This is a genomic window from Mesorhizobium hawassense, from assembly GCF_003289945.1.
Classification (GTDB): domain Bacteria; phylum Pseudomonadota; class Alphaproteobacteria; order Rhizobiales; family Rhizobiaceae; genus Mesorhizobium; species Mesorhizobium hawassense.
In genome coordinates this window covers 31,278-55,811 of the sequence record NZ_QMBP01000024.1, presented here as the reverse complement: position 1 = coordinate 55,811, position 24,534 = coordinate 31,278, and the positions used below count along the sequence as shown (strand labels likewise).

Sequence of the window (24,534 nt, the reverse complement as noted above, 5' to 3'; positions counted from 1 at the left end):
CGGCTTGCCTGTCCGGGCCGGCTATTTGATGTAGCCCGCCTCTTCCATCGTCTTCTCGGTGGAAGCCTGCGCGGTGTTCAGCGCGTCGTCCACCGACTGCTCGCCGGTGACCGCCGCGGCGATCGCCTGGCCGACCTGCGTGCCGATGCCCTGAAATTCGGGGATGGCGACGAACTGGATGCCGGTATAGGGCACCGGGTCCTTGGTCTGCTTGGTCGGGTCGGCGGATTCGATCGCGGCGAGCACCGTCGCGGCGAAGGGCGCCGCCTTCTGATAGTCGGCGCTGGCATAGGTCGACTTGCGCGTTCCGGGCGGTGCGGCGACCCAGCCTTCGGTCTCGCCGACGCGCTGGACATAGCCCTTGGACGTTGCCCATTTGACGAAGGACTTCGCCGTGTCCGCCTTCTTGGTCGAGGTCGGAATGGCGAGGCTCCAGGCCCAGCCCCAGGCCGACCCATTGGGCGTGACCGCGACCGGCGCCTTGGCGAAGGCGACCTTGTCGGCGACCTTGCTCTGCTTCGGGTCATAGACGCGGCCGGCGGCCGAGGTGGCATCGATCCACATGGCGCAATGCCCCGACGCAAACAGCGTCTGGTTCTCGTTGAAGCCGTTGGAGCTGATGCCGGGAGGACCGTCCTTCTTCATGGTGTCGACATACCAGCCGATCGCCTTCTTCCACGCGTCGGAGTTCAACTGCGGCTTCCAGTCCATGTCGAACCAGCGTCCGCCGAAGGTGTTTATCAGCGTGCCGACAAAGGCCATGTTCTCGCCCCAGCCCGGCTTGCCGCGCAGGCAGAGCCCGTACTGCTCCTTCGACTTGTCGGTGAGCTTGCCGGCGAATTCGGTGATCTGGTCATAGGTCGGCTGCTCCGGCATCTTCAGGCCGGCGGCGTCGAACAGGTCCTTGCGGTAGAGCGTGAACGAGCTTTCGGCATAGAACGGCACGGCATAGAGCTTGCCGTCGACGGTGAGGCCCGCGCGCACCGGCGCGATCAGATCGTCATAGTCGTAGTCGGCGCCGAGGTCGTTCAGCGGCGTCAGCCAGCCGGCCTTGCCCCAGATCGGCGTCTCATAGCCGCCGATGGTCATCACGTCGAACTGGCCGCCCTTGGTGGCGATGTCGGTGGTGACGCGCTCGCGCAGCACGTTCTCTTCCAGCACCACCCAGTTGACCTTGTTGCCGGTCGCCTTTTCCCACTCGGGCGCCAGCTTCTGCATGATGATCATGTCGCCATTGTTGACGGTGGCGACCGTGATTTCCTCGGCGAGCGCCGAGCCCGCCATGAGCGCCGAGGCGGCAGTGGCCGCGGCGAGAATTCCCATAGACCTACGCATTGGCATTCCGTCTCCTCCTTTACGAATGCGCATGCAAAACTGAACATGCGTGCATATTCTATTGCGCTAACTGACCCCGCAGTCAAGCCCCGTTATGCCTGGTTTTGCGGCCACGCTCCGAAGCTCCTCCCCTTTTGCTCAGGATAAAAGCCGTCGCGCGCACCTCAAAAAGTGAACATACGTGTAGTTTGTGTTGACATCGGCGCCGCCGCGATTTACCTCGAACGAAGTCCGGCGCTATCGTGGACTGCCGCGCACCGGCAACGGTCCGCCAGGGGAGAAGGGGATTTGGGATGAGCCGAGGCGAGATCGCCGCCGAAACGACAGGACCGACGATCGTCGCCGGCGAGATCCTGGTCGAGATCATGGCGAGCGAGCGCGGCTTCGGCTTCCTCGAGCCGCTGGCGCTGACCGGCCCCTACCCCAGCGGCGCGCCCGCCATCTTCATCGATCAGGTGGCCAAGCTCGGCGGCGGCGCCGGCATCATCGCCTGCGTCGGCCGCGACGATTTCGGCACCGTCAATCTCGAACGGCTGCGGCGCGACGGCGTCGACGTCTCGGCCGTGTCGGTCAGCGATCGCTATCCGACGGGCAGCGCCTTCGTGCGCTATCGGCCCGATGGCGGCCGCGACTTCGTCTACAACATCGCCGAATCCGCCGCCGGCCGCATCAGCCTGACCGATGAAGCGCGGCGGCTGGCCGACGGCGCCGGCCATCTGCATGTGATGGGTTCGGCACTGTCGATCGCCGGGCTGAAGGAGATCGTCGCCTATGCCGTAAAGGCGGTGCGCGCGCGCGGCGGCTCGACCTCCTTCGACCCCAACGTGCGCAAGGAGTTGATCGAGGGCGCCGACGGCGCGCATTTCGCCGCGCTGGTCGACGACGCCGACCTCCTGTTGCCCTCCGGCGACGAGCTGCTCGCGGCGGCCGGCCTCGAGGACGAGCGCCAGGCGGTGGCGGCGCTCATTGCGCGCGGCGTCGGCGAGATCGTGCTGAAGCGCGGCGCCGACGGCTCCACCCGCTTCGGCGCCGACGGCAGCCGCACCGACTGTCCAGGCTTCGTGGTCGAGGAAATCGACCCGACCGGCGCCGGCGACTGTTTCGGCGCGACGTATCTGACCTGCCGGCGCCAGGGCATCGAGCCCGGCAAGGCGCTGCTCTATGCCAATGCCGCCGGCGCGCTCAACGTGACGCGGCTCGGGCCGATGGAGGGGCTCGCCGGCTTCGACGCACTCGACCGCTTCATCGCGGGAACCGATCGGGCGAAATGACGATGACGACCAATCCGCTTCAAGGCCTCGCCACTGCCCGCCGCAACGGCAAGCCCTACGGCATCACTTCAGTTTGCTCGGCTCATCCGCTGGTCATCCAGACCGCGATCCGGCGCGCCGTCGCCGACAAGGATGCGGTGCTGCTGATCGAGGCGACCTGCAACCAGGTCAACCAGTTCGGCGGCTATACCGGCATGACTCCGGACCTGTTCGTCGCCTTCGTCAAGGAGATCGCCGGCCGCCAGGGGCTCGGTGCCTCGCGCATCATCTTCGGCGGCGACCATCTGGGGCCGAACCCGTGGAAGAACGAGCCTGCCGCGCAGGCGATGAGCAAGGCCGAGGCGATGGTCACGGCCTATGTCTGGGCCGGCTTCAGCAAGATCCATCTCGACGCCTCGATGGGTTGCGCCGGCGAACCGGCGGCGCTCGACGACGAGACCATCGCGACACGCGCCGCGAGGCTGGCCAAGGCGGCTGAGAAAGCGGCGCGCTCGCGCGGCGGCGCCCTGCCCGTCTACATCATCGGCACCGAGGTGCCGGTGCCTGGCGGCGCCGACCATGTCATCAGCGACCTGAAGCCGACGGAGGCCGGGGCGGCGCGTCGCACCATCGATATCCATCGCGAGATCTTTGCCCGCGAAGGGCTGGAGGAAGCGTTCGGCCGCGTCATCGCCGTGGTCGTGCAGCCCGGCGTCGAGTTCGGCAGCGAGAACGTCGTGGCCTACCGGCCGGAGGCGTCGAAGCCGCTGACCGCGCTGCTCGACCAGGAAACCGCTTTCGTCTACGAGGCGCATTCGACCGACTATCAGAGCCGCGCGGCGCTGACGGCGCTGGTCGCCAACGGCTTTCCGATCCTCAAAGTCGGGCCCGGCCTGACCTTCGCGCTGCGCGAGGCGCTCTACGGGCTCGACCTCATCGCATCGGAGATGGTCGCAGGCTATGGCGAGCGCTCGCTCGCCAGGGCGATGGAAACGCTGATGCTGTCGGCGCCCGGCCACTGGCGTAGCCACTACCATGGCAACGAAAAGCGCCTCTACCTGCAGCGGCATTACAGCTATAGCGACCGCATCCGCTATTACTGGACCAATCCCGCGGCAAGCGTCGCGGTGGCGCGGCTCAGGGAAGCGCTGAGCGGCATCGCCATCCCCGAGACGTTGATGCGGCAGTTCCTGCCGACGCTGCCGACAGAACTTGGAGCGGGCGGCAACCCCGAGACGATCCTGCTTGCGGCCGTCGACCAGGTGCTTGCCGACTATAACGCGGCCTGCGCCTGACGCTGGACGCTTTCTCTCGCGACCCTATAATTTAGCCGGATTGCAAATTCGGCTGGAGAGAATTGATGAGCCTCGGCAAACAGAAACTTGGTAGCCAGGGCCTCGAAGTCTCGGCCATCGGCCTCGGCTGCATGGGAATGAGCCAGTCCTACGGCCCGGCCGACGAGGCGGAATCGATCGCGACGCTGCACCGGGCGATCGAGCTCGGCTGCACCTTCCTCGACACGGCCGAGGTCTACGGGCCCTTCGTCAACGAGGAACTGCTTGGACGCGCGCTGAAAGGCCGGCGCGACCAGGTGACGATCGCGACGAAGTTCGGCTTTCGCATCGTTGACGGCAAGCAGGCCGGCACCGACAGCCGGCCCGAACATATTCGTGAAGTGGTCGAGGCTTCGCTCCAGCGGCTCGCCACCGACCATATCGACCTTCTCTACCAGCACCGCGTCGATCCCGCCGTGCCGATGGAGGATGTCGCGGGCACGGTCGGCGAATTGGTGGCGGAGGGCAAGGTGCGCTTCTTCGGCCTGTCTGAGGCCGGCATCGCCAATATCCGCCGCGCCCATGCCGTGCACCCTGTCTCGGCGCTGCAGAGCGAATATTCGCTGTGGGAGCGCAACCTCGAGCCGCAGATCATCCCGGCGTTGAAGGAGCTCGGCATCGGCCTGGTGCCGTTCGCGCCGCTCGGTCGCGGCTTCCTCGCCGGCGACGTCAGGCGCGCCGAAGATTATCCCGAGGGCGATTTCCGCCGCGGCGACCCGCGCTACCAGGGCGAGAATTTCGACTTGAATGTCGCGGCGGCAAGCACGGTGCGCGACATTGCCGACGCCAAAGGCGCAAAACCCGGACAGATCGCAATCGCCTGGCTGCTCGCCAAGGGTCCGGATTTCGGCATCGACATCGTGCCGATCCCCGGCACCAAGCGGCGGAGCTATCTGGAAGAAAACGTCGCGGCGGCGGGCATCGCGCTCGACGCCACCGAGATGCTCGGGCTCGACATGGCGCTGACACCCGACAAGGTGTCGGGGCCGAGGTATAATGAGCGGACGATGTCGCTGGTGGACCGGTAGGCGTTCGAGCGCCTACTTCTTCTTGCAGTCCGCCCTCGCCTCCATCGCTTTCCTCGCCTCCCCCTCGCTGGCGTATTTCTTCTTGCCGAGATCGACGACAAGCGTGCCGTCGGGCTTCTTCGGGACGATCTCGCACTGTTTCGAGACGGCATCCCTGGCAACCCAATATTGCTCGGCCGCCAGGACGGGCGGGCTGATTATGAAGGCGGCGAGGATTGCGATGGCGATGGTGCGAACCATTGCGGATCTCCATTGCTATGGCTGGAACGCAGCACAAAACCGGCGGTCACCGGTTGAGGTGACGCCCGGCACGCTGCCCTTGGAAAACGCCCTGCCTGCAGCTCTGTTCCGGGGGCTCAGCCGCCCGAATGCGGATCGACGCTGTAGGGATGCACCGGATAGTCCGGCCCGATCACCGCGCTGACCCGCTCCACCCAGGCTTCGACCGCTGGATAATCGGCAAGCTCAAAACCGCAATCCTCCGCCCGATGGGCGTAGGCATAAACGGCGATGTCGGCGATGGTGAGCGTATCGCCGACCAGGAACGGCGTGTCAGCCAGGCTGCGCTCCAGCGCGCCGAGCGCACGCACGCCCGCTTCACGCTTGCCGGCAACCAACCCCTGGTTCCGCTCCAGTCGCCCGGTCAGCGTCCAGAAGCGCAGCGAGCCGATGACCGGCTCGACATAATACTGCTCGAAGAACAGCCATTGCATCACCTTGGCGCGGGCAAGCCGGTCCGCCGGCAGATAGGGCGTGCCCTCCGCGACGAGGGAGAGGATCGCGTTGGACTCGGCGATCGCCTGGCCATTCTCCACGGCAAGCACCGGAACGGCACCCGCCGGGTTGAGCTTCAGGAAAGCCTCGGTGCGGCTCTCGCCCTCGAAGATCGACACCATGCGGGTTTCGTAGGCGATGCCGAGCAGGCCCAGCAGGACGCGAATTTTCCAGGCGTTTTGCGACGGGAGATAATCGTAGAGCGTGAGCATGGCCGGTCCCTCATTTGGCTAGGATGGCTTCGCATACGGGTGTGGCGGTAGCCACCCGATTTAAGAGGGGCAATGGCGACAGACACCTTCGTCACTCGCTACCTGTCACGATCTCTTGGACAGTCATTGGATCGAGTCCCAAAGTTCGAGCGAGCATCAATGCATTTGGTACAATCCAGTACGGCGAGTCAGCGTCGAAAGGCGCGTTGGTATGCGTCAGATTGAAGAGCGTCTTCGCGCAGGCCTCCTCGAACAGGTATTGCGTCTCGGCGGCAGCGTCCTTCGCCCTCTCCGCGCGCAGCGTCTTGTGGCGGATGTGATCGAAAAGGTGATGCGCTCTCGGCCACGCCCCACGGTCGTCGATCATATTGCGCAGCCGGTCGAGAGTTTCCGTATCGTTGAGATGCGGACGGAAGAACTCCAACAGTTGGCGCATATGTCCCAACATAGCCCCTCCTCTAGTCCGCATGAACAAATCCTCAGTCGGGCCAATAATTACCGCCCCGCAATATCCCTCGCCACCGCCTGCGCCTCGATGCCGATCTCGCGCAGCAGCCCGGTGACCGGGTTGTAGAAGCCGACGAGATAGACGCCGAGCTCGCTCGCCCGCGCATTCACGCCGCTCTTTGCCGGCCGCAGTTCCGCCGGCAGGAAGCCGTCATAGCCCGGCCGATAGCCGGTGGCGAAGATCACCGCGTCGAATTTCTTCTCCACGCCGTCGACGAATTTCACGCCATCCGCGCTGAAGCTCGCGATATCGGGCGCGATGCCGATGCGGCCGGCCTTGATCGCCGCCACCGTGCCGACATCGATCACCGGGATGCGCCCGGCCTCGATCCCTTGCAGGATGCCCTGTTTGGGCCGCACGATGCCGTACCGCTCCAGCCGGCCGAGCGCCAGGTCGAGAATCTTTGGGAACATCCAGTCGTTCAACGCCCGCGGCATCGGCCGGCTGGCGATGCCCACCATCTGGATCGGCACGCCGAAGAGCTGGCGCGGCACGATGTGAACGCCCTTGCGCACCGAGATGGTGGGGTGAGCGCCGCTCTCGGCAAGATCGAGCGCGATCTCCGCGCCCGTATTGCCCATGCCGACGACCAGCACGTGCCTGCCGACATAGGGCGCGGCCTCGGTATATCCGGCGCTATGCAGCACCTTGCCCTCGAAGGCCTCAATGCCCGGAAAGCGCGGCGTGATCGGCTCGGCATTGTTGCCGGTGGCGACGACCACCCTGCCGGCGTTGAACGGGCCGGCATCGGTCTCGACCACGAGGTTCCCGCTCTCGCGGCGGATGGATTTCACGGTGACGCCGAAGCGCGGCTTCAGCCCGAAACGCCCGGCATAGGCATCGAGATAATCAACGACTTTTTCACGCGGCACATAACGAGGATGGGTCTTCGGGAACGGCACGAAGGGCAGCGAGGAGAAGGATTTCACCGTGTGCAGATGCAGCCGCCGATAATGCCGCCGCCAGGCCGGCGCAACCTCATTGGCCTTTTCCAGGATGACGAAATCCTGCCCCGCCTGTTTCAGGCAGGCCGCGACCGCAAGCCCCGCCGGACCGGCGCCGACAATGACGACATTGGTGTCCAACCGTTTTCCCTCCCGCCAAGGCGACAAAAGCTATGACGGGAGGGGTTCGAGGGGCAAGTAGGTGGAAACACCTACTCGCCGCCGCCCTGCTCCATCGCGCCCGGCGCTTCGGGCTCGTCCTCGGGCGGTTCGAGGATCTCGATCAGTTTCGCCACGCGGGCGCCGGGCATGGCGTGGCCTTCATTGACCAGCGCCTCGTCGGCGCCGATCCAGGCGAAGGCCTCGCGCAATTCCTCGACGCTGGCGCCGGTGAGCGCGATGTCGGCGATGACGGCCTCGTCGACCGGTCCAAGCACGGAAATGATGTCGCTGCGGGTCATCTTGTCCTCCCCATGGATCGGGATGATTGCGCAAGGAAACGGCTGAGCGGTGGAACGGGTTCCGGAAACCGCTGGCCGGCTTCTTCCGGCCGGCGCCCAATGCTATGGGTCGCTGCAAAGGAAGACCGGGCCATGCAGATCGAAATCGAAGGGGTTTCGCTTGAAGCGTTGAGAATGCTGTCGCATCCGGATCAGGACGCGCTGCTGAGCTTCGCGCGACCGGTTTCCTTCACCATGGGAAGCGCCACCGTCCTCGCCGAGTTCAACAAGGATGGTTCGGAGCTGATCGTCAATCTCGCCCATATCGACGGCGGCGGCGAAGGCGTGCTCCTGATCCTCTGGAAGGCCGTGCGCGGCTATGCGACCGAGCGCGGCTATCGCTCGATCCGATGGAACGTGCATGCGCTGACATGCGCCAGGCCCAATCCGAGGCTGCAGCGCCTCCTGCGCACGCATGGCTTCGACGAGGTCGACGATCCATCCTACGGACCGATCTTTTCGCGCACCATCCAACTTTCGGTGACCGCTTGAAGCCTGCCCCTATCCTGCTTTGCGCCCTGCTTCTTGCCTCCCCTGCGCGGGCAGACTGGAAACCCATCGAGAAAATCGACACCTATGCCGTGTCGGGTGAGAGCGCTGAGCAGCTCTATCTCTCGATCGGCGAGAAGGGACCGGCGGTCGGCGCGGACGGCAACGCGCGGCGCGTCATCGCGCATACTTTCTTCAAGCTGACCTGGCAGCGCGACTACCAGCCGCAAGGCGGCGCCTGCGTGCTGAAGTCGGCGCGGCCGAAGCTGATCATCACCTACACGCTGCCGAAGCCGGTCGGAAAACTTCCGCCCGCCCTGCAGGCGCGCTGGGACACTTTTTCCGCCGGGCTGATCGCGCATGAGAAGGTGCATGGCGCCGGCATCGTCGACATGGTCGACAAGATCGTCGCCTTCAGCACCGGCCTCACCGCTGAGGACGATCCCGGCTGCAAGAAGGTCAGGGCGAAGTTGACGACGTATCTCGACCAGCTTTCCAAGGCGCAGCGCCAGGGCAGCCGCGACTTCGACAAGGTCGAGTTCGGGCCGGAAGGAAATATGCTGAAGCTGATCGCGGCGTTTCTGGGCGGGGGTTAACGGATCGCCACCAGCTTCGCCGCGTCGCGAAGGGCGCGGACGGCTTTCGGGTTGCTGACCGGGTAGCCCACGATAAAGCCCTCGACCGAAAAGTCAGGAAACTCGGAATTGAGCCGAGCTGCGATTGCGGCTGCCTCCGCGTCCTCGCCCGCGGCTGCGTGGGCAAGCGCCAGGAACATCAGCACATTTGGAGAATCCGGCGTGCTTCGGCGCAGCGCGATGATCGCCTCCTTGTGACGGCCGACGGTGAACAGGACGCGGCCTTGCATGCCGAAATACCAGGGCGGCGCGAGCGGATTGAGGCGCATGGCACGCTCGATGAGCGGGAGCGCCTCGTTCGGGTCGCCGACAACCAACGCCTTGCTCCCGGCAAGCAGCGCCAGATTGTCGGCATGGTTGGCGCCATATTCGAAGGCGCGCCGGTGGGCACGCTCGGCCGCCTCGAGGTCTCCGTAGCAACCCATGAGATCGCCGAGGCAAAGCCAGGCGCCGCCATGGGTGGGATCGAGCCGCAGGGCCTCTTCGACCGCCTGGCGCCACTTCTCGATCGATGCGGCAGGATCGCTGCTGAAACCATTGCAGCATTGGATCGCGTAGGCCCAGGCGAGCTCGACCCAGGCCTTGACCAGACTGCCGTCGAGCTCGATCGCGCGCGAAAACAGCCTGATTGCCTCGGCATTGTCGGCGCGGCCGAATGTGTTGTGATGCTCGACGCCCATCAGGTAATAGTCATGCGCGCGCAGATTGGCGGGCGCCTTGCGGCGGATGGCTTTGCGCCCCGCGGTGGCGATCACGCCGAAGCAACCCGCCAGCACGTTGATGACGCTTTCGGTCAGGCTGTCCTGCAAGGCAAAGACGTCCTCGACCGAACGGTCGAAACGCTCGCTCCACAGATTGACGCCGCAGGTCGCGTCGACCAGTTCGACGGTAAGCCGGATGCGAGCATCGTCGGCGCTCAGCCGGCCCGACACGATATAGGTGACGCCCAACGCCTTGCCGTCGGCGATGAAGTCGGCGGCCTTGCTGCCCAGTTTCTTCATGGTGTGGAAGGCCACGACCGGCATGTCGGCGTAGCGCGCAAGGTCATGGGTGACGTCCGAGGACAGGCCGTCGGCGAACCGGCGCCAACGGTCGTCGCCGCTCAGGCATTCGATGGGAAACACGGCGAGCACGGGCGAGGCGTCGGGCAAGGCTGTCGCGGGCGCCGCGCCAGCGACGGTGCTGATACGCCGCGCAAGCGCGACCTTGTTGCGTACGCCAAGCTTCTCATAGATCGCCGCCAGATGCGTGCGCACCGTGGACGGCGCTATGAAAAGGACCTGGCCGATCTCGCGATAGGTCATGCCGGCGGCGAACCTCTCCGCCACCGCGCGCTCGCGGTCCGACAACGCCTCCGAGGTCGTCACGATCCGGTTCATGCCCCGTCCTGCCAGCGGACATAGATGCGTTCAACCGTAGAACCATCAAAATACTACAAATGCAGGACCCAAAACACTGCATGCGGCCGATATCGGCGCACGCCGTGCCGGCGCAAGCTTCGCTTCATCGATATCTCGATCAGCCGAAGGGAGGTTTCCATGCGCCGTGTCTCGATAGCGATGGCCTTTGCAATTCTGAGCTTGCCCGCTGCCGGACGAGCCGCATTCGCGGACGAATGCCGGCAGCTTTCGGAGTCGAATGTGAAGATCGCAAGCATGCGCCAATATGCCGACATCCTCACCAGCGCCGCCCGAAACGGCTGGACCTACGCGCCGGCGGCGATCGACAGCGGCTCGAAGCGGCATTTCGAGGAGATGAAGCTGCAGCTGATCGCTGCCGGTTTCGAGGTGGTGCCTGTCAGTGCTCGGCCGCGATGCCCCGACGAAGTGGCGAGCAAGTAGCGAGGTGGTGCGTTATCTCCCCGGGGAAATAGTTGCTGCGGTGGCTTCCCTCAGAAACTGATCTCCACCGCCGCCGCGCTCCGCTTCGCCTCGCCGTGGAACACGGCCTCGATATTGTTGCCGTCGGGGTCGAGCAGGAAGCAGGCATAGTAGCCGGGGTGATAGCGGCGCTCGCCCGGCGCGCCATTGTCCTTGCCGCCAGTGGCGAGGCCCGCCTGGTAGAAGGCATCGACCATGGCGCGGTCCTTGGCCTGGAAGGCGAGATGGTGGCGGCCGGTGAGCACGCCGAGCGCGGCGCGGCTGTCGGCGCTGGAGACGAACAATTCGTCGGCCCAGAAATAATCCCGCGCCTCGCCGCCGATCGGAATGCCCAGCACCTCGAAAAGAGCGCCGTAGAAACGCGGGCTGGCCGCAAGGTCGCGCACCACGAGCTGGATGTGGTCGATGAGCCGGCCGCGATAGAGTTCCATGGGGTGCTCCTGGTTGAGCGTTTCAATGTAGATGGGAGCGGTGTGCGGTCAATGCGGGTGCGGAAGGCTGCTGACAGTTGGAGGGTCGGCGGGACAGCGCCCCTCTCTGTCCTGCCGGACATCTCCGCCACTTGGGGGGAGATCAGATGTCGCGTCCGCCTTCGCCAATTACCAACGCAGCAGGAGAAAGGCCGGCACGGGAACCGCCAATCTCCCCCCTCGTGGGGGAGATGTCCGGCAGGACAGAGGGGGGCGCCGTAGAGTGCTGCCTCCTCAGGCAATCGGCGAAAAACCAGATAAAAAATGCAACCGGATTTGTAGGATCGGCTCCCGGCCCGGCGTCCTCCGGACGCAAGTGGCGCGGCGGAACTGGAAAAACCGCGCCGCATCAAACAGGATGCCTTACGGCATGGGAGAAGAACCATGAACCATTCCTATCGTTGGGTCATCGTCGCGGCCGGCGCGCTGATGACCTGCGTGGCGCTCGGCGCCATGTTTTCGCTGGCGATCTTTCTGGAGCCGATGTCGCTCGACACCAACTGGTCGCGCACCGGCATTTCCAGCGCCATGACCTTGAACTTCCTCGTCATGGGGCTCGGCGGCTTCGCCTGGGGCGCGATCTATGACCGGGTCGGCGCGCGACCAGTCGTGCTTGCCGGCGCGGTGCTGCTCGGCCTGTCGCTGGTGGTGGCGAGCCGCGCCAACTCGCTGCTGGTCTTCCAGCTCAGCTACGGCATCATCGTCGGGCTGGCGGCCAGCGCCTTCTTCGCGCCGATGATCGCGCTCACCACCGCCTGGTTCGACACCAACCGCAGCCTCGCCGTGTCGCTGGTGTCGGCCGGGATGGGCGTGGCACCGATGACCATCTCGCCCTTCGCGCGCTGGCTGATCACGGCCTATGACTGGCGCACCGCCATGTTCGATATCGGCGTCATGGCCTGGGTGCTGCTCATCCCCGCCGTGTTCCTGGTGCGCCAGCCGCCGGCGGCGACCGCGGCAAGCAACGGCACGCCGGCGCCCGTCACAGACGATCCCGGCATGAGCGTCGGCCAGGCGCTGCGCTCGCCGCAATTCATCGTGCTGGGCCTCACCTTCTTCGCCTGCTGCGCGGCGCACTCGGGCCCGATCTTCCACATGGTGAGCTATGCCATGTCCTGCGGCGTGGCGCCGATGGCGGCGGTGTCGATCTACAGCGTCGAGGGGCTGGCCGGTCTTGGCGGGCGCGTGCTCTATGGCGTGCTCGGCGACCGGCTGGGCGTGAAGCCGGTGCTGATCACCGGGCTCGCCATCCAGGGGCTGGTGATCGCTGCTTACCTCACCGTCGGCCAGCTCGAGCAGTTCTACCTCCTGGCCGTCATCTTCGGCGCCACCTATGGCGGCGTGATGCCGCTTTATGCGGTGCTGGCGCGCGAATATTTCGGCCTGCGCATCATCGGCACCATTCTCGGCGCCGCCACGATGCTTTCAAGCCTCGGCATGTCGCTCGGACCGCTCGCCGGCGGCATGATCTATGACGCCACCGCCAGCTATCACTGGCTGTTCATCGGCTCGGCGCTGATTGGTCTCGGCGCCGCCGGCATCGCCATCGCCTTCCCGCCGCAGCCCAGCCGGCAGAAGCTGCAGATGGCGTAGGCGCTGACGACATTCCGGCGGTCCCAGGCCTGCGGGACCGCCGGCCCGTCGCGCGAAATCCATTTGCGGGACGGTGGCGAGTGTGAAACTCTGAGCCGAGACGCTGCATCTGAATTGCCGGCTCCATGCCGGCGCGATCCTTGGTCCGGAGGGCATCGCAGTGGCCGCAGGCCTGGAAGCCGACGACGCCAAAGGCTGGTCCGACCTGCTGGTTGCGGCGGAGAAAGGCGACGCGAAGGCGGTGCGCGCCGAACTCGCGGCGGGGGCGGACATCAACCAGACCGACGAAGGCGGCTGGTCGGCGCTGCATCTGGCCGCCCACAATGCCCGCATGGCGGTGTTGGAAGCCTTGATCGCGCAGCCGGCGATCGACGTCAATTCCAGGAACAAATGGAAGAGCACGCCCTTGAGCCTGGCCGCGGCCAAGGGTCACTACGAATGCATCCAGGCATTGGCGAGACACCCCGAGATCGATATCGATGCCCGCGCCGATTATTATGGCAGGACGGCCCTGATCGAGGCGGCGAGGAACGGGCATCTGGATATCGTCAAGCTGCTCGTCGACAATGGCGCGGACGTCAACCTGGCCGACAAGACAGGACGCAACAGCGCGCTGATCGAGGCGATCAAGGGACGGCACCACGAGGTCGCGGATTATCTCCTGGCGTCCCGCAAGGTGAATTTCCTCAACAAGGACATGCGGCTCAATGCGCTGATCTGGGCCGGCAGCGCCGGCAACGCCGAACTCATCGAGAAGCTGGACCTGGCGATCCACAGCTTCTTTGAAGGCAAGTAGCGGCCGACCTCGGCCCCCGCAGTCGCTAGTCGCTCGACGCGATCACCCGATCCACCACCCAGCGATGCTTGCCGATCTGGCGGTTGCGGCTGAAACCCTGCGCCTCCCCTCACCCCGTACGCACCGCTTCGCGGTCGCTTTCGCCCCGCCTTACCCGCTCGTCGGAGATCAGCACCACCGGGCATGGGCTGCGCCGCAGGACGGCCGTCGTCGTCTCGCCGAAGATCAGTTCCTCGCCCTGGCGCCGGGCCACGCCCATGACGATCAGAGCAGCGTTCCGCCCGGCCTGGCGGGCAATGGCATCGGCGGCGGCGGCCCGCGAGCGGATGGCGGTCTCGATCTCGACGCCGTAGCGGTCGGCAAGCGCCACGATGTCCTTCAGCACGGCCTCCCGGCGGCGATGCGAAACGGTGTCGCGCGGCTCCTCGCGGCCGGCGCGCGCGACATAGAGCATCTTCACCGGTGCGCCTGTGACGGACGCGATGGCCAGGGCCAACTCGGCGCCGCGGCGGGCAACCGCGGTGCCGTTGACGGGCACCAGGATCTTGCCTGTATCCGGACCGAGCTGCGGAAGCTGGCGACCGGCTGTCGCCGGCTTCAGCACAAGACAGAGTGGCCCGTCGAAGGCGCTGGTGACCTCGTTCAGCCGATGCGAGAAGGCGCCCTTGGAGGTGACCGCGCGGCCGAGGCCGACGAGCAGCATGCCGTAGCCCTTGCGCGCTTCCTTCGCGACCGCCTCGGCCGAGAGCCGCTCATGCTGGCGGCGGGTGACGGGCGTTTCGCGCACTGGCGTCTCATCGGATTTCTTGGCCGCCTCGCGGCTTTCCTCCGCACCCTTCTCGATCTCGTCCAGATGCAGCCCCTCGGTCGGTTCGGCATCGATCTCGCCGCTGGAATGCAGCACCGTCGTCGGCTTGCCGGCGCCGATGACGCCGGCGAGATAGGCGGCCAGGCGGCCGACGACGCCCTCGTCGACGACGACCAGAAGCCGCTCCAGATTGGCGACGAAGCCGCGCTGGTCGATCTCCTCGCGCTCCAGGCGCTTCTTCTCGTTGTCGCCGATCGGCAGGCGGCGCAGCGCCCAGCGCAATGTCGGCGGCATGACAAGCGTGGTGATGACGGCCATGGTGAGGATCATGGTGAAAAGATTGTGTGACAGCACGCCCATCGACAGGCCGATCGAGGCGACGATCACTTCGGTCGAGCCGCGCGCGTTCATGCCGCAGCCGACCGCGATGCCTTCGGCGCGGCTCATGCCTGCGACCTCGGCGCCGATGAAGGCGCCGCCGAACTTGCCGATCGAGGCAATCACCACCAGCGCCACGGTGAGCAGCGCAAGCTGCGGGTCGAGAAGCACGGTGAGATCGGCGGACAGGCCGGCGACGCCAAAGAACACCGGCATGAACAACGCGGTGATGATGCCGCGCAACTGCCCCTCGATATGGCGCGACAGGATCGGCGATTCACCCACCAATATGCCGGCGACGAAGGCGCCGAGCACGGTGTGGACGCCGATCAGGTCGGTGATCAAGGCCATCACGCCCATGATGGCGAGAATGACGGTCACCACCGCATATTCGGAGCGGAAGGTGTCGTTGGTCCAGCGGATGGCGTCGAAGACGACGCGGCGTCCGAGCGTGAAGGAAAACGCCATGAAGGCGGCGACGCCGAGGACGGTGAAGGCGAGGCTGCCGATCTCGATGCGGCCCTTGGTGGCGATGCCGATGGTGATGGCGATGATGACCCAGCCGATCGTGTCCTCGATGATGGCCGAGGAGACGATGACCTGGCCGAGGTCGCGGCGCATGAAGTTCATGTCGCGCACCACCATGGCGACGATCTTGACCGAGGAGATGGAGAGCGCGGTGCCGAGGAACAGCCCGGCGACGATGCGCTCGCTGCCGGCGGCAAGCAGCGTATCGGGCATGAACTGCGCGGCGGTGAAGCCAAGTACGAAGGGCACCGCCACGCCGGCGGCCGAGATCGAAAAACAGGCGCTGCCGACGCGGCGCACGAGCCGCAGATCCGTCTCCATGCCGGTGAGCAGAAGCAGCATCAGCACGCCGAGCTGCGCGATGGCGTTGATCATCGATTTCTGCGTGGCGTCGCCCGCGAAAACCAGCCGCTCGGCGGCCGGCCAGACCCAGCCGAGCAGCGACGGCCCGAGCAGGATGCCGCCGATCAGCTGACCCATCACCGCCGGCTGTCCGAGGATTTCCAACAACTCGCCGATGCCGCGGCCAACGACCAGGAGCAGGATCAGTTCGGCAAGGAAGATGCCCTCCGAGGACATGCCGGCCTTCTCGGCGGCGAAGGCGACGGCGGGCATGAGCAGAAGTGAGACAGCGGCAAGCGCGACCCGGATCGACAGCGACCGTCGCCGCTCGAGCATGTTGGACAATGTCTGCACCCCTCAATCCTCGCACCGCCACAACGGTTTGGCGAGAGGATCGGTTGCACGGCTGGTGGAACTGGCACCTCCCTACAATTCTAATCAAATGCAACCGCCGATCTTTTCTCCCCGGTAAAGCGACTCGACGATGTTGGCCGCGAGGCGGGGCAATAAGGAGAAGCTAATGAAAAGCGACTATGCCGCCGCCCACCTCCACCTCGACCGGGCGTGCCATTACCTGCGTGGCGACGATGAGACGAGCCGCGCGGCACTGGCGGCGCTCGACCTCGTGATCGAGGCGGTGGCGGCAGCCCAGCATGCCCGGCCGATCGCCGACGTGCTGCCGTTTCCGCGGCCCGTGAACGGTGGCCGGCCGCCCCTTGCATCCTGACTTATCCGCCTGAAAAGGCGGGAACATTTTGGGTCGGCCGCACGTTGTGCTATATGGGGTGTGGCCGGCCTGTTCTCGAGATCGGGACGCGGCCGGCCATGGCGGCGGGAGGCGCATGGCACATGTCCCAGACGAAGGCCGCAAAATCCACCGACGCGGCCAGTGCCCCGAAATTCATCGAGGCGACCGCGCCGGCAACATCAAACGAGAAGGCGGCGCCGCCGCGAGCTTCCGACGCGTTCGCGCTGAAGCTCACCTCCTCCGAATTCACCACCACGCTGTCGCATTTCCACCGCGCCGAGATCGCGCGCATGGCCGGCTGGCGCGACCGGCTCGACCGGACCAGCAACTGGGCGATCACCGTGGTGGCGGCGATGCTGTCGGTGTCGCTGTCGACGCCCTCCGCGCATCACGGCGTGCTGCTCTTCGCCATGCTTTTGATTACGCTCCTGTTGTGGATCGAGGCTCGGCGCTACCGCTTCTTCGACGTCTACCGCGCCCGCGTGCGCCAGTTCGAGCGCTATTATTTCGCGCAGATCTTTTCGCCGCAGCCGGACTACGCTTCAAACTGGCTCGCCATCCTCGGCGAGGGCCTGCGCTCGCCGCGTTTCCTGATCTCTCAGCGCGCGGCGCTGATCCGCCGGCTGCGCCGCAACTACATCTTCATGTACACGATCCTGCTGCTTGCCTGGATCCTGAAGATCACCACGCCGAGCCTGCAGCGCGAAGGCTCGCCCATCGGCTTCGGCGCCTCGCTCATCGACACGTTCCGGGTGGCGACACTGGGGCCTATCCCCGGCGTCGTCGTGGTGTGCGGGGTCGTGGCCTGCTACCTCGCGATGCTTGCCGCCGCCTTCCTCATCCGCGCCGATGATGGCGAGCTGTCGGTCGGCAACGTGCATGTGTGACGGAAGGAAATAGGCAGTAGGGATTAGGCAGTAGGAAAATCGGACCGCGCGGACGCCCCCTACTGCCTACTGCCTACTGCCTACTGCCTACTGCCTACTGCCTACTGCCTACTGCCTACTGCCTACTGCTGCCTTCACTGCAGCGACAGCGCCGTCCGGAACTCCCGCGTCGAGTTGCGGCTTGGATAGGGCTCGTCCGGCGCCGGAACGCCGAGATGGGCGCAGAGCGGTGCCCAACCGTCGCCGAGCTTGTGGACCAGCAGGCGCTCCGCCGGCACCGTGTTCAGCACCGCCTCGACATTGTCCCGATAGACGGCGATCGCATGGGCGCGATCCTGCGGGCGGCCGCCGAAGACCTGATTCGAGACGAGCGAAATGCCGAGCGACTCCTGATCCGTGCTGCCGGCGATGGCAGGCAGTATGGTTTTTTCGAAACTCTCCCACCAGCTTTCGGGCGAGCGCCAGGTGAGGATGACGCGGGCCTGCGGATAGACTTCGATCAGCTCGCGCCAATAGTGCGCCGAGGGCCAGTCGACGCAGGATTTGTACCCCGCGAAGAGCCGGTCCCAGCCGGGCGCCTCGCCCTTGGCCAGCGCCCGCCAGAGCCGCTTCTGCTTGGCGTGCGCCATCACCTCGGACATGTGATGGCAAGGGCCGAAGCCGAGCATGGTCAGCGCCTCGCGCATCGAATCCGTGCCGGTCCGGCCGAAGCCGGTTCCAATCACCATCAGCGACATTTCCCCTCCTCCATGTCTGCCCGTCTTCAAGCGTGCCCGGTCAATCTCCCTGGACCACGAGCCGCATGCGATTGCCTTCCGGATCGGCGGTCGAAATCACGCCGCCGTCCCTCTTTGCTCGTATGTCGGCCGCTTCGAGCCTGCGCCCCACGGCGGCAAGCTCCCCCTCCGAAGCGAGCTCGATGGTGAAATGGTCGAGGCCCGCCGCACCCGGCGGCGGCTCGCGCAGCTCGTCGCGCGCCCAGATGTTGAAGGCCACCATATGGGCGCGGCGTTCGGTGCCGCAGTCGAACATGCCGAAGGTCCGGGACTGGATATGCGGCCGGAAACCGAGCACGCCCAGATAGAATTTCATCAGCATCTCGGGCGCCCGGGCGCGCAGATGGATGTGGCCGATGAAGGCGTCCGGCGCCAGCTTCGGCTCGACATGGCCGGAATTGCCGAGGTCGCGCAGCAGCCCCGGGACGTCCAGCGGCTCGATCCCCGAATGCGCGCTGCCGTCGGTGGCGATCAGCGCCACGCGGCCGCCGGGCGACACGTCGCGGCGCAGCAAGCGCTGCGGCGTGTCGAAGCAGATCTCGATGCCGTTGCCGGACGGATCGGAGACATAGAGCGATTCTGAAACCAGATGGTCCTGCGCGCTGTAGCGCAAGCCCGATGCCTTGAGGCGGGCCGCCGCATGCGCGAGATCGCGGCGGCTGGTTGCGTGGATGGCGACATGAAAGAGATCGCGCGATTTTTGCGACAGCGGCACCTCGGCGCCGGCATGGAGCACGATCAGCATCCGGCCGCCGGCGCCAAGTTCCGCCAGGGCGGCGTTCTCGTCGAGCACTTGAAGCCCTAACGTGTCGCGCCAGACATTCAAGGCCGCCGGCACGTCGGTCACCCTGAGATGGACCGGGCCGAGACGCGTAACGGGAGACAGCAATCCTTCGTCCATCGTCGTCTGTCCGATTGCGGTCGAGAAGCATATTAGCTGTGAATGAAATGACTGTCGCGCCCCAAGTTCGGGTTGACCCCTCCCCGGCGCGCGGCGACTATTGCGATGGCCGGTTTTTCTGGAATTGGTTCAGCAGGAGGAATTCGCATGGACGAGACCGAACAGTGGCGCAACATGGCGAGCGCGCCACGGGACGGCAGCCGCATCCTGGTGACGGTGCGCTCTTCCGAGCAGGGACCGGCCGAGGTCGACATGGCCTACTGGTCGCGCGCCGACCAGTTCGGCGAGGAAGGCTGGCGGGCCTCGGACTCCTCGCCTGGGCGCGTGGTCGAATACGCCGAGCCGGAGCTCAGGTGCTGGATGCCGTTGCCGACCGCGGGACGCGGCTCCATGCCCAGCCCTTGGGAAGGCGAGGACGTGCCGCTGGTGGATGGCGAGGGGATTTAGGCAGGCACCCCCTTCTCCCCTTGGCGATTGGCGAAAGCGGCCGCGATGGCCGATCTCCCCCCTAGTGGGGGAGATGTCCGGCAGGACAGAGGGGGGCGCCGTAGAGCAGAAAACCTCGGCGAAGGCCCCTCAGGCTCCAACGGCTCCAGCGATGACCCATACGCCTCTACCGCCGCGACAGCGCGCCAATGCGAAATCGATGCGTCGCGTCATGACTGATGCCGAACTGAAGCTCTGGAACGAGCTTCGTGCACACCGGTTGATGGGACTTGGTTTCCGTAGGCAGTTTCCGATAGCGGGCGATATCGTCGACTTCGCTTGCCCGGAGAAAAGGCTTCTTGTCGAGGTCGACGGTTCCCAGCATGGCGATGGCAGTGTTGCCGAGGCTGAGGCGCGCTGCGGACGAGACGTCTGAAAAAGGATGGCTGGACCGTCTTGCGGTTCTGGAACGACGATGTGATCCGCGACATCGACAATGTCTGCCAGCACATTGTCATCGTCGCTGGATTGGCTGATCCGGCCTGAGAGGCTGGCGGGACAGCGCCCCCCTCTGTCCTGCCGGACATCTCCCCCACTAGTGGGGGAGATTGGCAGCTTCGGCGCCGGCGCCCACAAGGGGAGAAGGGAAGAACGCCGACGCCGCCTTCAATTCTTATGCAAATACTCCGCCGCGTTGGCCGGCGTCACCAGCTCGAACGGCACGTAGACCACACGGTCGACTTTCTCGCCCTTGGCGAGCGCCAGCGCCGCATCCACACCGCCGCCACCCTGACCCTTGGCGTTCTGGAACACCGTCACCGAAAGCTCGCCGGCCTTCATGGCCTGCAGGCCGTCCTGCGTGGCGTCGATGCCGCCGACCACGACGTTCTTCATGTCGACGCCGTTGGCCTTGAGCGCCAGGATGGCGCCGATGGCGGATTCGTCGTTGTTGGCGATGACGGCGTCCGGCGCCGGGCCTGCGGTCAGCCAGTTGGTCATCAGGTTCTGCGCGTTGTCGCGCGACCATTCCGACGACTGCTTGTCCGTGATCTTGATGAAGTTGCACATGTCGGTCGAAAAGATCTGCTCGACATCCTTGGTGCGCTGAAGCGCCGCCTGGTGCACCAGGCTGCCCATGACGATGTAGGCGCTGGCGCCGGCCGACTTGCCCTTGGCGCGCAGCATCTTGCAGACCTCGAAGGCTTCCAGCGTGCCGGACTCGGTTTCGTTGGAGCCGACATAGACCTGCTTGTCCGGCAGGCTCTTCATGTCCGACGGCTCGAGGTTGACGAAGACCAGCGGGATGCCGGCCTTGGCGGCCTCCTCGCTCAGCGTCTTCGAGGCGTTGGTGTCGACCAGCGTGACGATGATGGCGTCGACGCCGGAGGCGATGAAGTTCTTGACCTGGTCGAGCTGCTTGGCGACGTCGTTATGCGCGTCCTCGACCTGGATGTCGGCGCCCTTCTCCTTGGCGCGGTCCTGCATGCCATGCATCAGCAGCGTTTGGAAATTGTTGTCGAAATCGACGATCGAGACGCCGAGCTTGGCGGCGAAGGCGCTGGTCGAGACAGTGGCGAACGCGGTTGTCATGAGCGCGGCCAAAGCCGTCGAGATGAGAAGTTTCTTCACGAGGTTCCTCCCTTTGCGGATGGGTGCCGGTTCACCCCGCTTTGTCTCCGGCCCTTTCGGGATTCATGCGGATGGCCGAAGGCCATCTCGCAGGTGGATGGCCAAGGGCCATCCCACAGGCATCTCACCGTCACTTCGCGGCGGCGGCGTTGGCGCGCGCCTTCTTCTTTTCGTAGCGGGCATCCATGCGCGCGGCGGCTTCCTTGCTGCCGTCATGGAAGGTGCCGAACCAGAGGTCGAACGGGATGAGGCCGTCGCCGTAATTCACCTCGAAATGCTTGTGGTGGAGGTAGTGGATATAGGCGTGGCTATCGACCGACTTGTCTTCGGTCAGCTCGACCTTGTCGAAGCCGACATGGCCGGGAATGGCGCCGAAGCCGGCATAATGCAGCTGGTAGAGCGCCAGCAGCGGGTTCGAGGGGATGATCAGGTGCCAGACGGCGACGCCGAGATAGCCGAGCTGCTCCACCGGGTGCATCGACAGCGACGACCATGGCGACGGGTTGACCGAATTGTGGTGCACCGAATGCACCCATTTGTAGAGCGGCCCCCAATGGATGGCGCGGTGCAGCAGGAAGAAATGCGTCTCGTGGATGATCGGCACCACCAGCGCCAGCAGGAAGAGATAGACCGGGTGCTCGGTGACGGTCAGCCACGGCACGTAGCCATTGGCGTAGGCGTAGAGGATCGCCACCTCGATCGCCGTCCAGATCGGCATGCCGGTGCCGAAGGTGCGCAGCATGTTGTCGATGTTCTGGTTCTCGAAGAAGAACGCCTTGTTCTTCTGCTCCGACGGCCATTTGCCATTGTATTTGAAGCGGTTGCCCTGGGCTTTCAAAATGTAGAGTCGAAGCTCGAAGGCGCCGAAGAAGACCAGCAGCGCCGCGCAGTTGACGAGGAACAGGCGAAGTATCCAGCCGACGGAAAGCGTCTTCATCGTCTCCACGTCGGGCAGCACGTAGCGCCACCAGACGACGGCCGTGAGCGCGAAGAGCAGGTTGTAGGGCAGGAAATAGCTCGGCAGCCATTTCAGCACCGCCAGCGGGCGCGGCGGAAAGGAAAAGAGCGGCGCGGTGCCCGCCGGTTCGTTCGGAGCCCAGTCGCCCCTTTTGTTGCGCGTGCCGAATTGCAAATCGTCCATGGCTATTCTCACAAAGACTGAGCAAGGCTGAGGAAGCGGTCATAGGCGGCATCGTCCATGTCCACCTGGTGTTTCGCTTCCGGATAGGTTGCGCCGGCGACGTCGCGGCCGAACGCGCGGAAAGCGGCGATGCGCTTTTCCTGCAGCTCGGCCTCCAGCGTGAGGAAGTCGGCATAGCGCTTGGCGTGACGCGGATAGTGGCCGGCATGGGTGCCCAGCACATCGCAGGAGAACAGATACTGGGTGTCGCAGGCCGTGCCGCAGCCCATGCCCATGGTGATCAGCGGGGTCGAGCGGGTGATGTGGTGGGCGAGGCGCACCGGCACGACCTCGACCTCGATGCAAGCGGCGCCGGCGTTTTCCAGGTCCTTCGCCGCGCGCAACACCTTGAAGGCTTCCTCGGCGGTGCGGCCGATGGCGCGGAAGTTCGTCCAGGTGGCGCGGTTGGGCACCAGGCCGACATGGCCGGTGACGGGAATGCCCTCGGCCGCCATGGCCTCGATAAAGCGCGGCGAGTGCGATGAATAGACCGCATCGGCGCCGCGCTTCATCATGGCGAAGCCAAGCCGCACCGCCTCGTCGGGCGAAGCGACCGCGCCATGCGGCATTCCGACGGAGAGGAACGCGTGGGGTGCCGCCTGGCGGATCAATTCCAGATTGTGATCGGGCTCGCAGGACAGGATGACGATATCGCAGGCGACCGCGGCTGCGGCCTCGGCCGGCGTGTCGACATGCAGCTGCAGCCATTTCTTGCTGCCCTTGGCGCTTTGCAGGTCGTAGGCCGTCAGCCGTCTCGCCACCGATGATCCTCCCGTTTCGCGGGCAGCGATGGCGGAAAAGTCCCCCTCACCCGGATTGCCAGCCGAATTGCCAAGCGCAATTCGGGACAAACCGACCTCTCCCCGAGGAGAGAGGAGCCGATCGGCGCCGGCGCTCTTCCCGTGGAGGAGAGGAGCTCGTCAGCGCCGGCGCCAGCCTCTTCTCCCCTGAGGGAGAAGGAGGCTACGCAGCGGCCGGATGAGGGGGAGACTTCGCACGTCTTCATCCTCCCGTTCGCGGTCGAGTTAGCACCGCGACGCCAGCGAAGGCGCGCGCTACCTTGATCAAATCAGATCAAAGGTTCTCGGCGGTGAAGGTGATGAAGCGGATCGGCGGGTTTTCGACCGGCAGGTCGTGCAAATTGAGCACCGCCAGCACCAGGTCGATCGCGCGGCGCGCTTGCGCTTCGGGCGCCTGGTCGAGCACGACATCCATAGTGCCCTCACGCAGACCGCGCGTGCTGCGCTCGGTCAGTTCATGGCCGACGAAGAAGATCTCACGACCTCTGCCGTGCTTGCGCAGCACCTCGTTCAGCGCCGTGTTGGCGCCGCCGGCATTGTAGAGGCCGGCAAGATCGGGCCAGCGCTTGAGCGCCTCGTGCAGCTGTTCGGCATTGCGGTCGCCGTCGTCGAAACCGAACAGGGCAGCGATCGGCTCGAAGTCGTGCCCTTGCTCGATCAGGTAATCGAAAAAGCCACGCACGCGGTCGCGGTGGACGCGATAAATCTGGCTGTGGCAGATGGCGACCACCTTGCCCGGCCGCCGCTGCATCTTCGCCATCAAAAGCCCCGCCATGCGGCCGGCGGCGTAATTGTCGATGCCGACATAGGTGCTCCTGGTGCGCGAGATCTGCGTCACGATCTGCACCGTCGGGATGTCTTCCGCTTCGAGCTTCCGCAAGGCCGCGCTCACCAGCGGATGATCGGGCACGGCGAGGATGAGCGCCGCGCGGCGCATCTCCGGTTCGAGGATGCGTTTTGCGATCGCCGCCGGGTTCGCCTCGTCGAGAAAGGTGCGGTGGACGGCGATCGTGCGATCGAGCGTCGCGGCGATGCGTTCGAAGGCGCGCGACAGCCTGGCGAAGAAGGTCGCGTCGGGCCTGACCAGGATCACCTCGATACGGATGACGCCGCGATGCGCCTCGGGCAGCCGGCGCGGATAATCGAGCGAACGCGCCGCCGCCACGACCTTCTCGACGGTCTCGGGGCGCACCCCGCCCCTGCCGTTCAGCACGCGCTCGACCGTCGCCGTGCCGACGCCGGCGCGGCGAGCGATTTCGAAGAAGGTGGGCTTTGGAATGGGCTGGGCTCCCGGGGGTGTCGGCGCGAGCCTAGCCCTTCTCCCCTTGTCGGAGAAGGTGGACCGTCTCGCCAAAGCCGCCAATCCCCGAACCGCGGGGAGAA

Annotated in this window: 26 protein-coding genes and 1 pseudogene; 12 read left to right on the top strand and 15 right to left on the bottom strand. The window is 65.5% G+C overall.

The annotated features are described in order from the left end of the window. Positions 1 to 21: 21 nt before the first annotated feature. Complete coding sequence (locus DPM33_RS31790) at positions 22 to 1,335, bottom strand: ABC transporter substrate-binding protein (protein WP_112101315.1); 1,314 nt, start codon at positions 1,333 to 1,335, stop codon at positions 22 to 24. A gap of 293 nt (positions 1,336 to 1,628) precedes the next feature. On the opposite strand from DPM33_RS31790, the gene DPM33_RS31785 reads away from it, so the two are divergent. The 3 genes from DPM33_RS31785 (at position 1,629) to DPM33_RS31775 (ending at position 4,947) form a co-directional block, all read left to right on the top strand. Further along, positions 1,629 to 2,606, top strand: coding sequence for a tagatose kinase (locus DPM33_RS31785; protein WP_112101314.1), 978 nt, complete (start codon positions 1,629 to 1,631; stop codon positions 2,604 to 2,606). Then, the gene (locus DPM33_RS31780) at positions 2,603 to 3,880 is read left to right on the top strand and encodes a D-tagatose-bisphosphate aldolase, class II, non-catalytic subunit (protein ID WP_425373606.1); all 1,278 of its coding nucleotides are present in this window, start codon (positions 2,603 to 2,605) and stop codon (positions 3,878 to 3,880) included. Before DPM33_RS31785 ends, DPM33_RS31780 begins: the two co-directional genes overlap by 4 nt. 65 nt (positions 3,881 to 3,945) lie before the next feature. Then, entirely contained in the window at positions 3,946 to 4,947 is a 1,002-nt protein-coding gene (locus DPM33_RS31775) for an aldo/keto reductase (protein ID WP_112101312.1), read from the top strand. A gap of 12 nt (positions 4,948 to 4,959) precedes the next feature. Here DPM33_RS31775 and DPM33_RS31770 read toward each other — a convergent pair whose 3' ends face one another. The 5 genes from DPM33_RS31770 to DPM33_RS31750 all read right to left on the bottom strand — a co-directional run bounded on the left by DPM33_RS31770 (position 4,960) and on the right by DPM33_RS31750 (position 7,846). Continuing rightward, positions 4,960 to 5,187, bottom strand: coding sequence for a hypothetical protein (locus DPM33_RS31770; RefSeq protein ID WP_112101311.1), 228 nt, complete (start codon positions 5,185 to 5,187; stop codon positions 4,960 to 4,962). A 116-nt stretch (positions 5,188 to 5,303) separates the two neighbouring features. Then, positions 5,304 to 5,933: a glutathione S-transferase family protein gene (locus tag DPM33_RS31765; protein WP_112101310.1), complete on the bottom strand. Its 630-nt coding sequence runs from the start codon at positions 5,931 to 5,933 to the stop codon at positions 5,304 to 5,306. 91 nt (positions 5,934 to 6,024) lie between these two features. Continuing rightward, entirely contained in the window at positions 6,025 to 6,381 is a 357-nt protein-coding gene (locus tag DPM33_RS31760; RefSeq protein WP_112101309.1) for a hypothetical protein, read from the bottom strand. A gap of 47 nt (positions 6,382 to 6,428) precedes the next feature. Next, the gene (locus tag DPM33_RS31755) at positions 6,429 to 7,526 is read right to left on the bottom strand and encodes a flavin-containing monooxygenase (protein ID WP_112101308.1); all 1,098 of its coding nucleotides are present in this window, start codon (positions 7,524 to 7,526) and stop codon (positions 6,429 to 6,431) included. Positions 7,527 to 7,597: 71 nt separating this feature from the next. After that, complete coding sequence (locus DPM33_RS31750; RefSeq protein WP_112101307.1) at positions 7,598 to 7,846, bottom strand: hypothetical protein; 249 nt, start codon at positions 7,844 to 7,846, stop codon at positions 7,598 to 7,600. A 132-nt stretch (positions 7,847 to 7,978) separates the two neighbouring features. Here DPM33_RS31750 and DPM33_RS37190 point away from each other — a divergent pair, with 132 nt between their 5' ends. Both DPM33_RS37190 and DPM33_RS31745 read left to right on the top strand, forming a co-directional pair. Continuing rightward, positions 7,979 to 8,377 carry a hypothetical protein gene (locus DPM33_RS37190; RefSeq protein WP_245442565.1) on the top strand — a complete coding sequence of 133 codons (399 nt, stop codon included), beginning with the start codon at positions 7,979 to 7,981 and terminating at the stop codon, positions 8,375 to 8,377. After that, positions 8,374 to 8,970 (top strand): DUF922 domain-containing Zn-dependent protease, encoded by a 597-nt coding sequence (locus DPM33_RS31745; RefSeq protein ID WP_245442562.1) that lies wholly within the window; start codon positions 8,374 to 8,376, stop codon positions 8,968 to 8,970. The genes DPM33_RS37190 and DPM33_RS31745 overlap by 4 nt, the downstream gene beginning before the upstream one ends. Here DPM33_RS31745 and DPM33_RS31740 read toward each other — a convergent pair. Further along, positions 8,967 to 10,388, bottom strand: a complete 1,422-nt coding sequence (locus DPM33_RS31740; RefSeq protein ID WP_112101305.1) for a LuxR C-terminal-related transcriptional regulator — start codon at positions 10,386 to 10,388, stop codon at positions 8,967 to 8,969. The two genes, DPM33_RS31745 and DPM33_RS31740, sit on opposite strands and share 4 nt — an antisense overlap. 261 nt (positions 10,389 to 10,649) lie before the next feature. Between DPM33_RS31740 and DPM33_RS31730 the strand changes: the two genes are divergently transcribed. After that, positions 10,650 to 10,850 (top strand): hypothetical protein, encoded by a 201-nt coding sequence (locus tag DPM33_RS31730; protein WP_146770358.1) that lies wholly within the window; start codon positions 10,650 to 10,652, stop codon positions 10,848 to 10,850. A gap of 50 nt (positions 10,851 to 10,900) precedes the next feature. On the opposite strand, the gene DPM33_RS31725 is transcribed toward DPM33_RS31730, so the two are convergent. Then, a complete protein-coding gene (locus DPM33_RS31725) occupies positions 10,901 to 11,320 on the bottom strand; it encodes a VOC family protein (protein ID WP_112101302.1) in 420 nt (139 codons plus the stop codon). Between the two features lie 423 nt (positions 11,321 to 11,743). On the opposite strand from DPM33_RS31725, the gene DPM33_RS31715 reads away from it, so the two are divergent. Next, entirely contained in the window at positions 11,744 to 12,952 is a 1,209-nt protein-coding gene (locus DPM33_RS31715; protein WP_112101301.1) for an MFS transporter, read from the top strand. Between the two features lie 160 nt (positions 12,953 to 13,112). Next, complete coding sequence (locus tag DPM33_RS31710) at positions 13,113 to 13,748, top strand: ankyrin repeat domain-containing protein (protein ID WP_112101300.1); 636 nt, start codon at positions 13,113 to 13,115, stop codon at positions 13,746 to 13,748. 109 nt (positions 13,749 to 13,857) lie between these two features. On the opposite strand, the gene DPM33_RS31705 is transcribed toward DPM33_RS31710, so the two are convergent. Further along, positions 13,858 to 16,077: a cation:proton antiporter domain-containing protein gene (locus tag DPM33_RS31705; RefSeq protein WP_245442573.1), complete on the bottom strand. Its 2,220-nt coding sequence runs from the start codon at positions 16,075 to 16,077 to the stop codon at positions 13,858 to 13,860. Between the two features lie 247 nt (positions 16,078 to 16,324). On the opposite strand from DPM33_RS31705, the gene DPM33_RS31700 reads away from it, so the two are divergent. Next, on the top strand, positions 16,325 to 16,531 hold the full coding sequence (locus tag DPM33_RS31700; RefSeq protein WP_112101298.1) for a hypothetical protein: 207 nt from the start codon (positions 16,325 to 16,327) through the stop codon (positions 16,529 to 16,531). Between the two features lie 122 nt (positions 16,532 to 16,653). Further along, on the top strand, positions 16,654 to 17,439 hold the full coding sequence (locus DPM33_RS31695; RefSeq protein ID WP_112101297.1) for a DUF2270 domain-containing protein: 786 nt from the start codon (positions 16,654 to 16,656) through the stop codon (positions 17,437 to 17,439). 134 nt (positions 17,440 to 17,573) lie between these two features. Here the strand turns inward: DPM33_RS31695 and DPM33_RS31690 are convergent, their stop codons facing one another. After that, positions 17,574 to 18,176 carry a sulfotransferase family protein gene (locus DPM33_RS31690; RefSeq protein WP_112101296.1) on the bottom strand — a complete coding sequence of 201 codons (603 nt, stop codon included), beginning with the start codon at positions 18,174 to 18,176 and terminating at the stop codon, positions 17,574 to 17,576. Positions 18,177 to 18,216: 40 nt separating this feature from the next. Continuing rightward, the gene (locus DPM33_RS31685; protein ID WP_112101295.1) at positions 18,217 to 19,116 is read right to left on the bottom strand and encodes a VOC family protein; all 900 of its coding nucleotides are present in this window, start codon (positions 19,114 to 19,116) and stop codon (positions 18,217 to 18,219) included. A 147-nt stretch (positions 19,117 to 19,263) separates the two neighbouring features. On the opposite strand from DPM33_RS31685, the gene DPM33_RS31680 reads away from it, so the two are divergent. Together DPM33_RS31680 and DPM33_RS31675 are read left to right on the top strand one after the other, a co-directional pair. After that, positions 19,264 to 19,563 carry a hypothetical protein gene (locus DPM33_RS31680; protein WP_112101294.1) on the top strand — a complete coding sequence of 100 codons (300 nt, stop codon included), beginning with the start codon at positions 19,264 to 19,266 and terminating at the stop codon, positions 19,561 to 19,563. A gap of 151 nt (positions 19,564 to 19,714) precedes the next feature. Then, positions 19,715 to 20,088: pseudogene (locus tag DPM33_RS31675) on the top strand (endonuclease domain-containing protein). Between the two features lie 120 nt (positions 20,089 to 20,208). Here the strand turns inward: DPM33_RS31675 and DPM33_RS31670 are convergent. The 4 genes from DPM33_RS31670 to DPM33_RS31655 form a co-directional block, all read right to left on the bottom strand. Continuing rightward, complete coding sequence (locus DPM33_RS31670) at positions 20,209 to 21,171, bottom strand: substrate-binding domain-containing protein (RefSeq protein WP_112101293.1); 963 nt, start codon at positions 21,169 to 21,171, stop codon at positions 20,209 to 20,211. Positions 21,172 to 21,301: 130 nt separating this feature from the next. Next, on the bottom strand, positions 21,302 to 22,312 hold the full coding sequence (locus tag DPM33_RS31665) for a sterol desaturase family protein (protein WP_112101292.1): 1,011 nt from the start codon (positions 22,310 to 22,312) through the stop codon (positions 21,302 to 21,304). Positions 22,313 to 22,320: 8 nt separating this feature from the next. Further along, a complete protein-coding gene (locus DPM33_RS31660; protein ID WP_112101291.1) occupies positions 22,321 to 23,112 on the bottom strand; it encodes a 3-methyl-2-oxobutanoate hydroxymethyltransferase in 792 nt (263 codons plus the stop codon). Positions 23,113 to 23,425: 313 nt separating this feature from the next. After that, positions 23,426 to 24,430: a LacI family DNA-binding transcriptional regulator gene (locus DPM33_RS31655; RefSeq protein WP_112101335.1), complete on the bottom strand. Its 1,005-nt coding sequence runs from the start codon at positions 24,428 to 24,430 to the stop codon at positions 23,426 to 23,428. Between the last annotated feature and the right edge of the window lie 104 nt (positions 24,431 to 24,534).

What these genes read in the sequence shown, in the direction of transcription:
- DPM33_RS31705 (WP_245442573.1), bottom strand. Translation starts at nt 16,077, where the DNA reads ATGCCCGCCGTCGCCTTCGCCGCCGAGAAGGCCGGCATGTCCTCGGAG.
- DPM33_RS31695 (WP_112101297.1), top strand. Translation starts at nt 16,654, where the DNA reads ATGTCCCAGACGAAGGCCGCAAAATCCACCGACGCGGCCAGTGCCCCG.
- DPM33_RS31665 (WP_112101292.1), bottom strand. Translation starts at nt 22,312, where the DNA reads ATGGACGATTTGCAATTCGGCACGCGCAACAAAAGGGGCGACTGGGCT.
- DPM33_RS31765 (WP_112101310.1), bottom strand. Translation starts at nt 5,933, where the DNA reads ATGCTCACGCTCTACGATTATCTCCCGTCGCAAAACGCCTGGAAAATT.
- DPM33_RS31725 (WP_112101302.1), bottom strand. Translation starts at nt 11,320, where the DNA reads ATGGAACTCTATCGCGGCCGGCTCATCGACCACATCCAGCTCGTGGTG.
- DPM33_RS31760 (WP_112101309.1), bottom strand. Translation starts at nt 6,381, where the DNA reads ATGTTGGGACATATGCGCCAACTGTTGGAGTTCTTCCGTCCGCATCTC.
- DPM33_RS31780 (WP_425373606.1), top strand. Translation starts at nt 2,603, where the DNA reads ATGACGATGACGACCAATCCGCTTCAAGGCCTCGCCACTGCCCGCCGC.
- DPM33_RS31785 (WP_112101314.1), top strand. Translation starts at nt 1,629, where the DNA reads ATGAGCCGAGGCGAGATCGCCGCCGAAACGACAGGACCGACGATCGTC.
- DPM33_RS31700 (WP_112101298.1), top strand. Translation starts at nt 16,325, where the DNA reads ATGAAAAGCGACTATGCCGCCGCCCACCTCCACCTCGACCGGGCGTGC.
- DPM33_RS31685 (WP_112101295.1), bottom strand. Translation starts at nt 19,116, where the DNA reads ATGGACGAAGGATTGCTGTCTCCCGTTACGCGTCTCGGCCCGGTCCAT.
- DPM33_RS31740 (WP_112101305.1), bottom strand. Translation starts at nt 10,388, where the DNA reads ATGAACCGGATCGTGACGACCTCGGAGGCGTTGTCGGACCGCGAGCGC.
- DPM33_RS31690 (WP_112101296.1), bottom strand. Translation starts at nt 18,176, where the DNA reads ATGTCGCTGATGGTGATTGGAACCGGCTTCGGCCGGACCGGCACGGAT.
- DPM33_RS37190 (WP_245442565.1), top strand. Translation starts at nt 7,979, where the DNA reads ATGCAGATCGAAATCGAAGGGGTTTCGCTTGAAGCGTTGAGAATGCTG.
- DPM33_RS31790 (WP_112101315.1), bottom strand. Translation starts at nt 1,335, where the DNA reads ATGCGTAGGTCTATGGGAATTCTCGCCGCGGCCACTGCCGCCTCGGCG.
- DPM33_RS31715 (WP_112101301.1), top strand. Translation starts at nt 11,744, where the DNA reads ATGAACCATTCCTATCGTTGGGTCATCGTCGCGGCCGGCGCGCTGATG.
- DPM33_RS31770 (WP_112101311.1), bottom strand. Translation starts at nt 5,187, where the DNA reads ATGGTTCGCACCATCGCCATCGCAATCCTCGCCGCCTTCATAATCAGC.
- DPM33_RS31680 (WP_112101294.1), top strand. Translation starts at nt 19,264, where the DNA reads ATGGACGAGACCGAACAGTGGCGCAACATGGCGAGCGCGCCACGGGAC.
- DPM33_RS31775 (WP_112101312.1), top strand. Translation starts at nt 3,946, where the DNA reads ATGAGCCTCGGCAAACAGAAACTTGGTAGCCAGGGCCTCGAAGTCTCG.
- DPM33_RS31750 (WP_112101307.1), bottom strand. Translation starts at nt 7,846, where the DNA reads ATGACCCGCAGCGACATCATTTCCGTGCTTGGACCGGTCGACGAGGCC.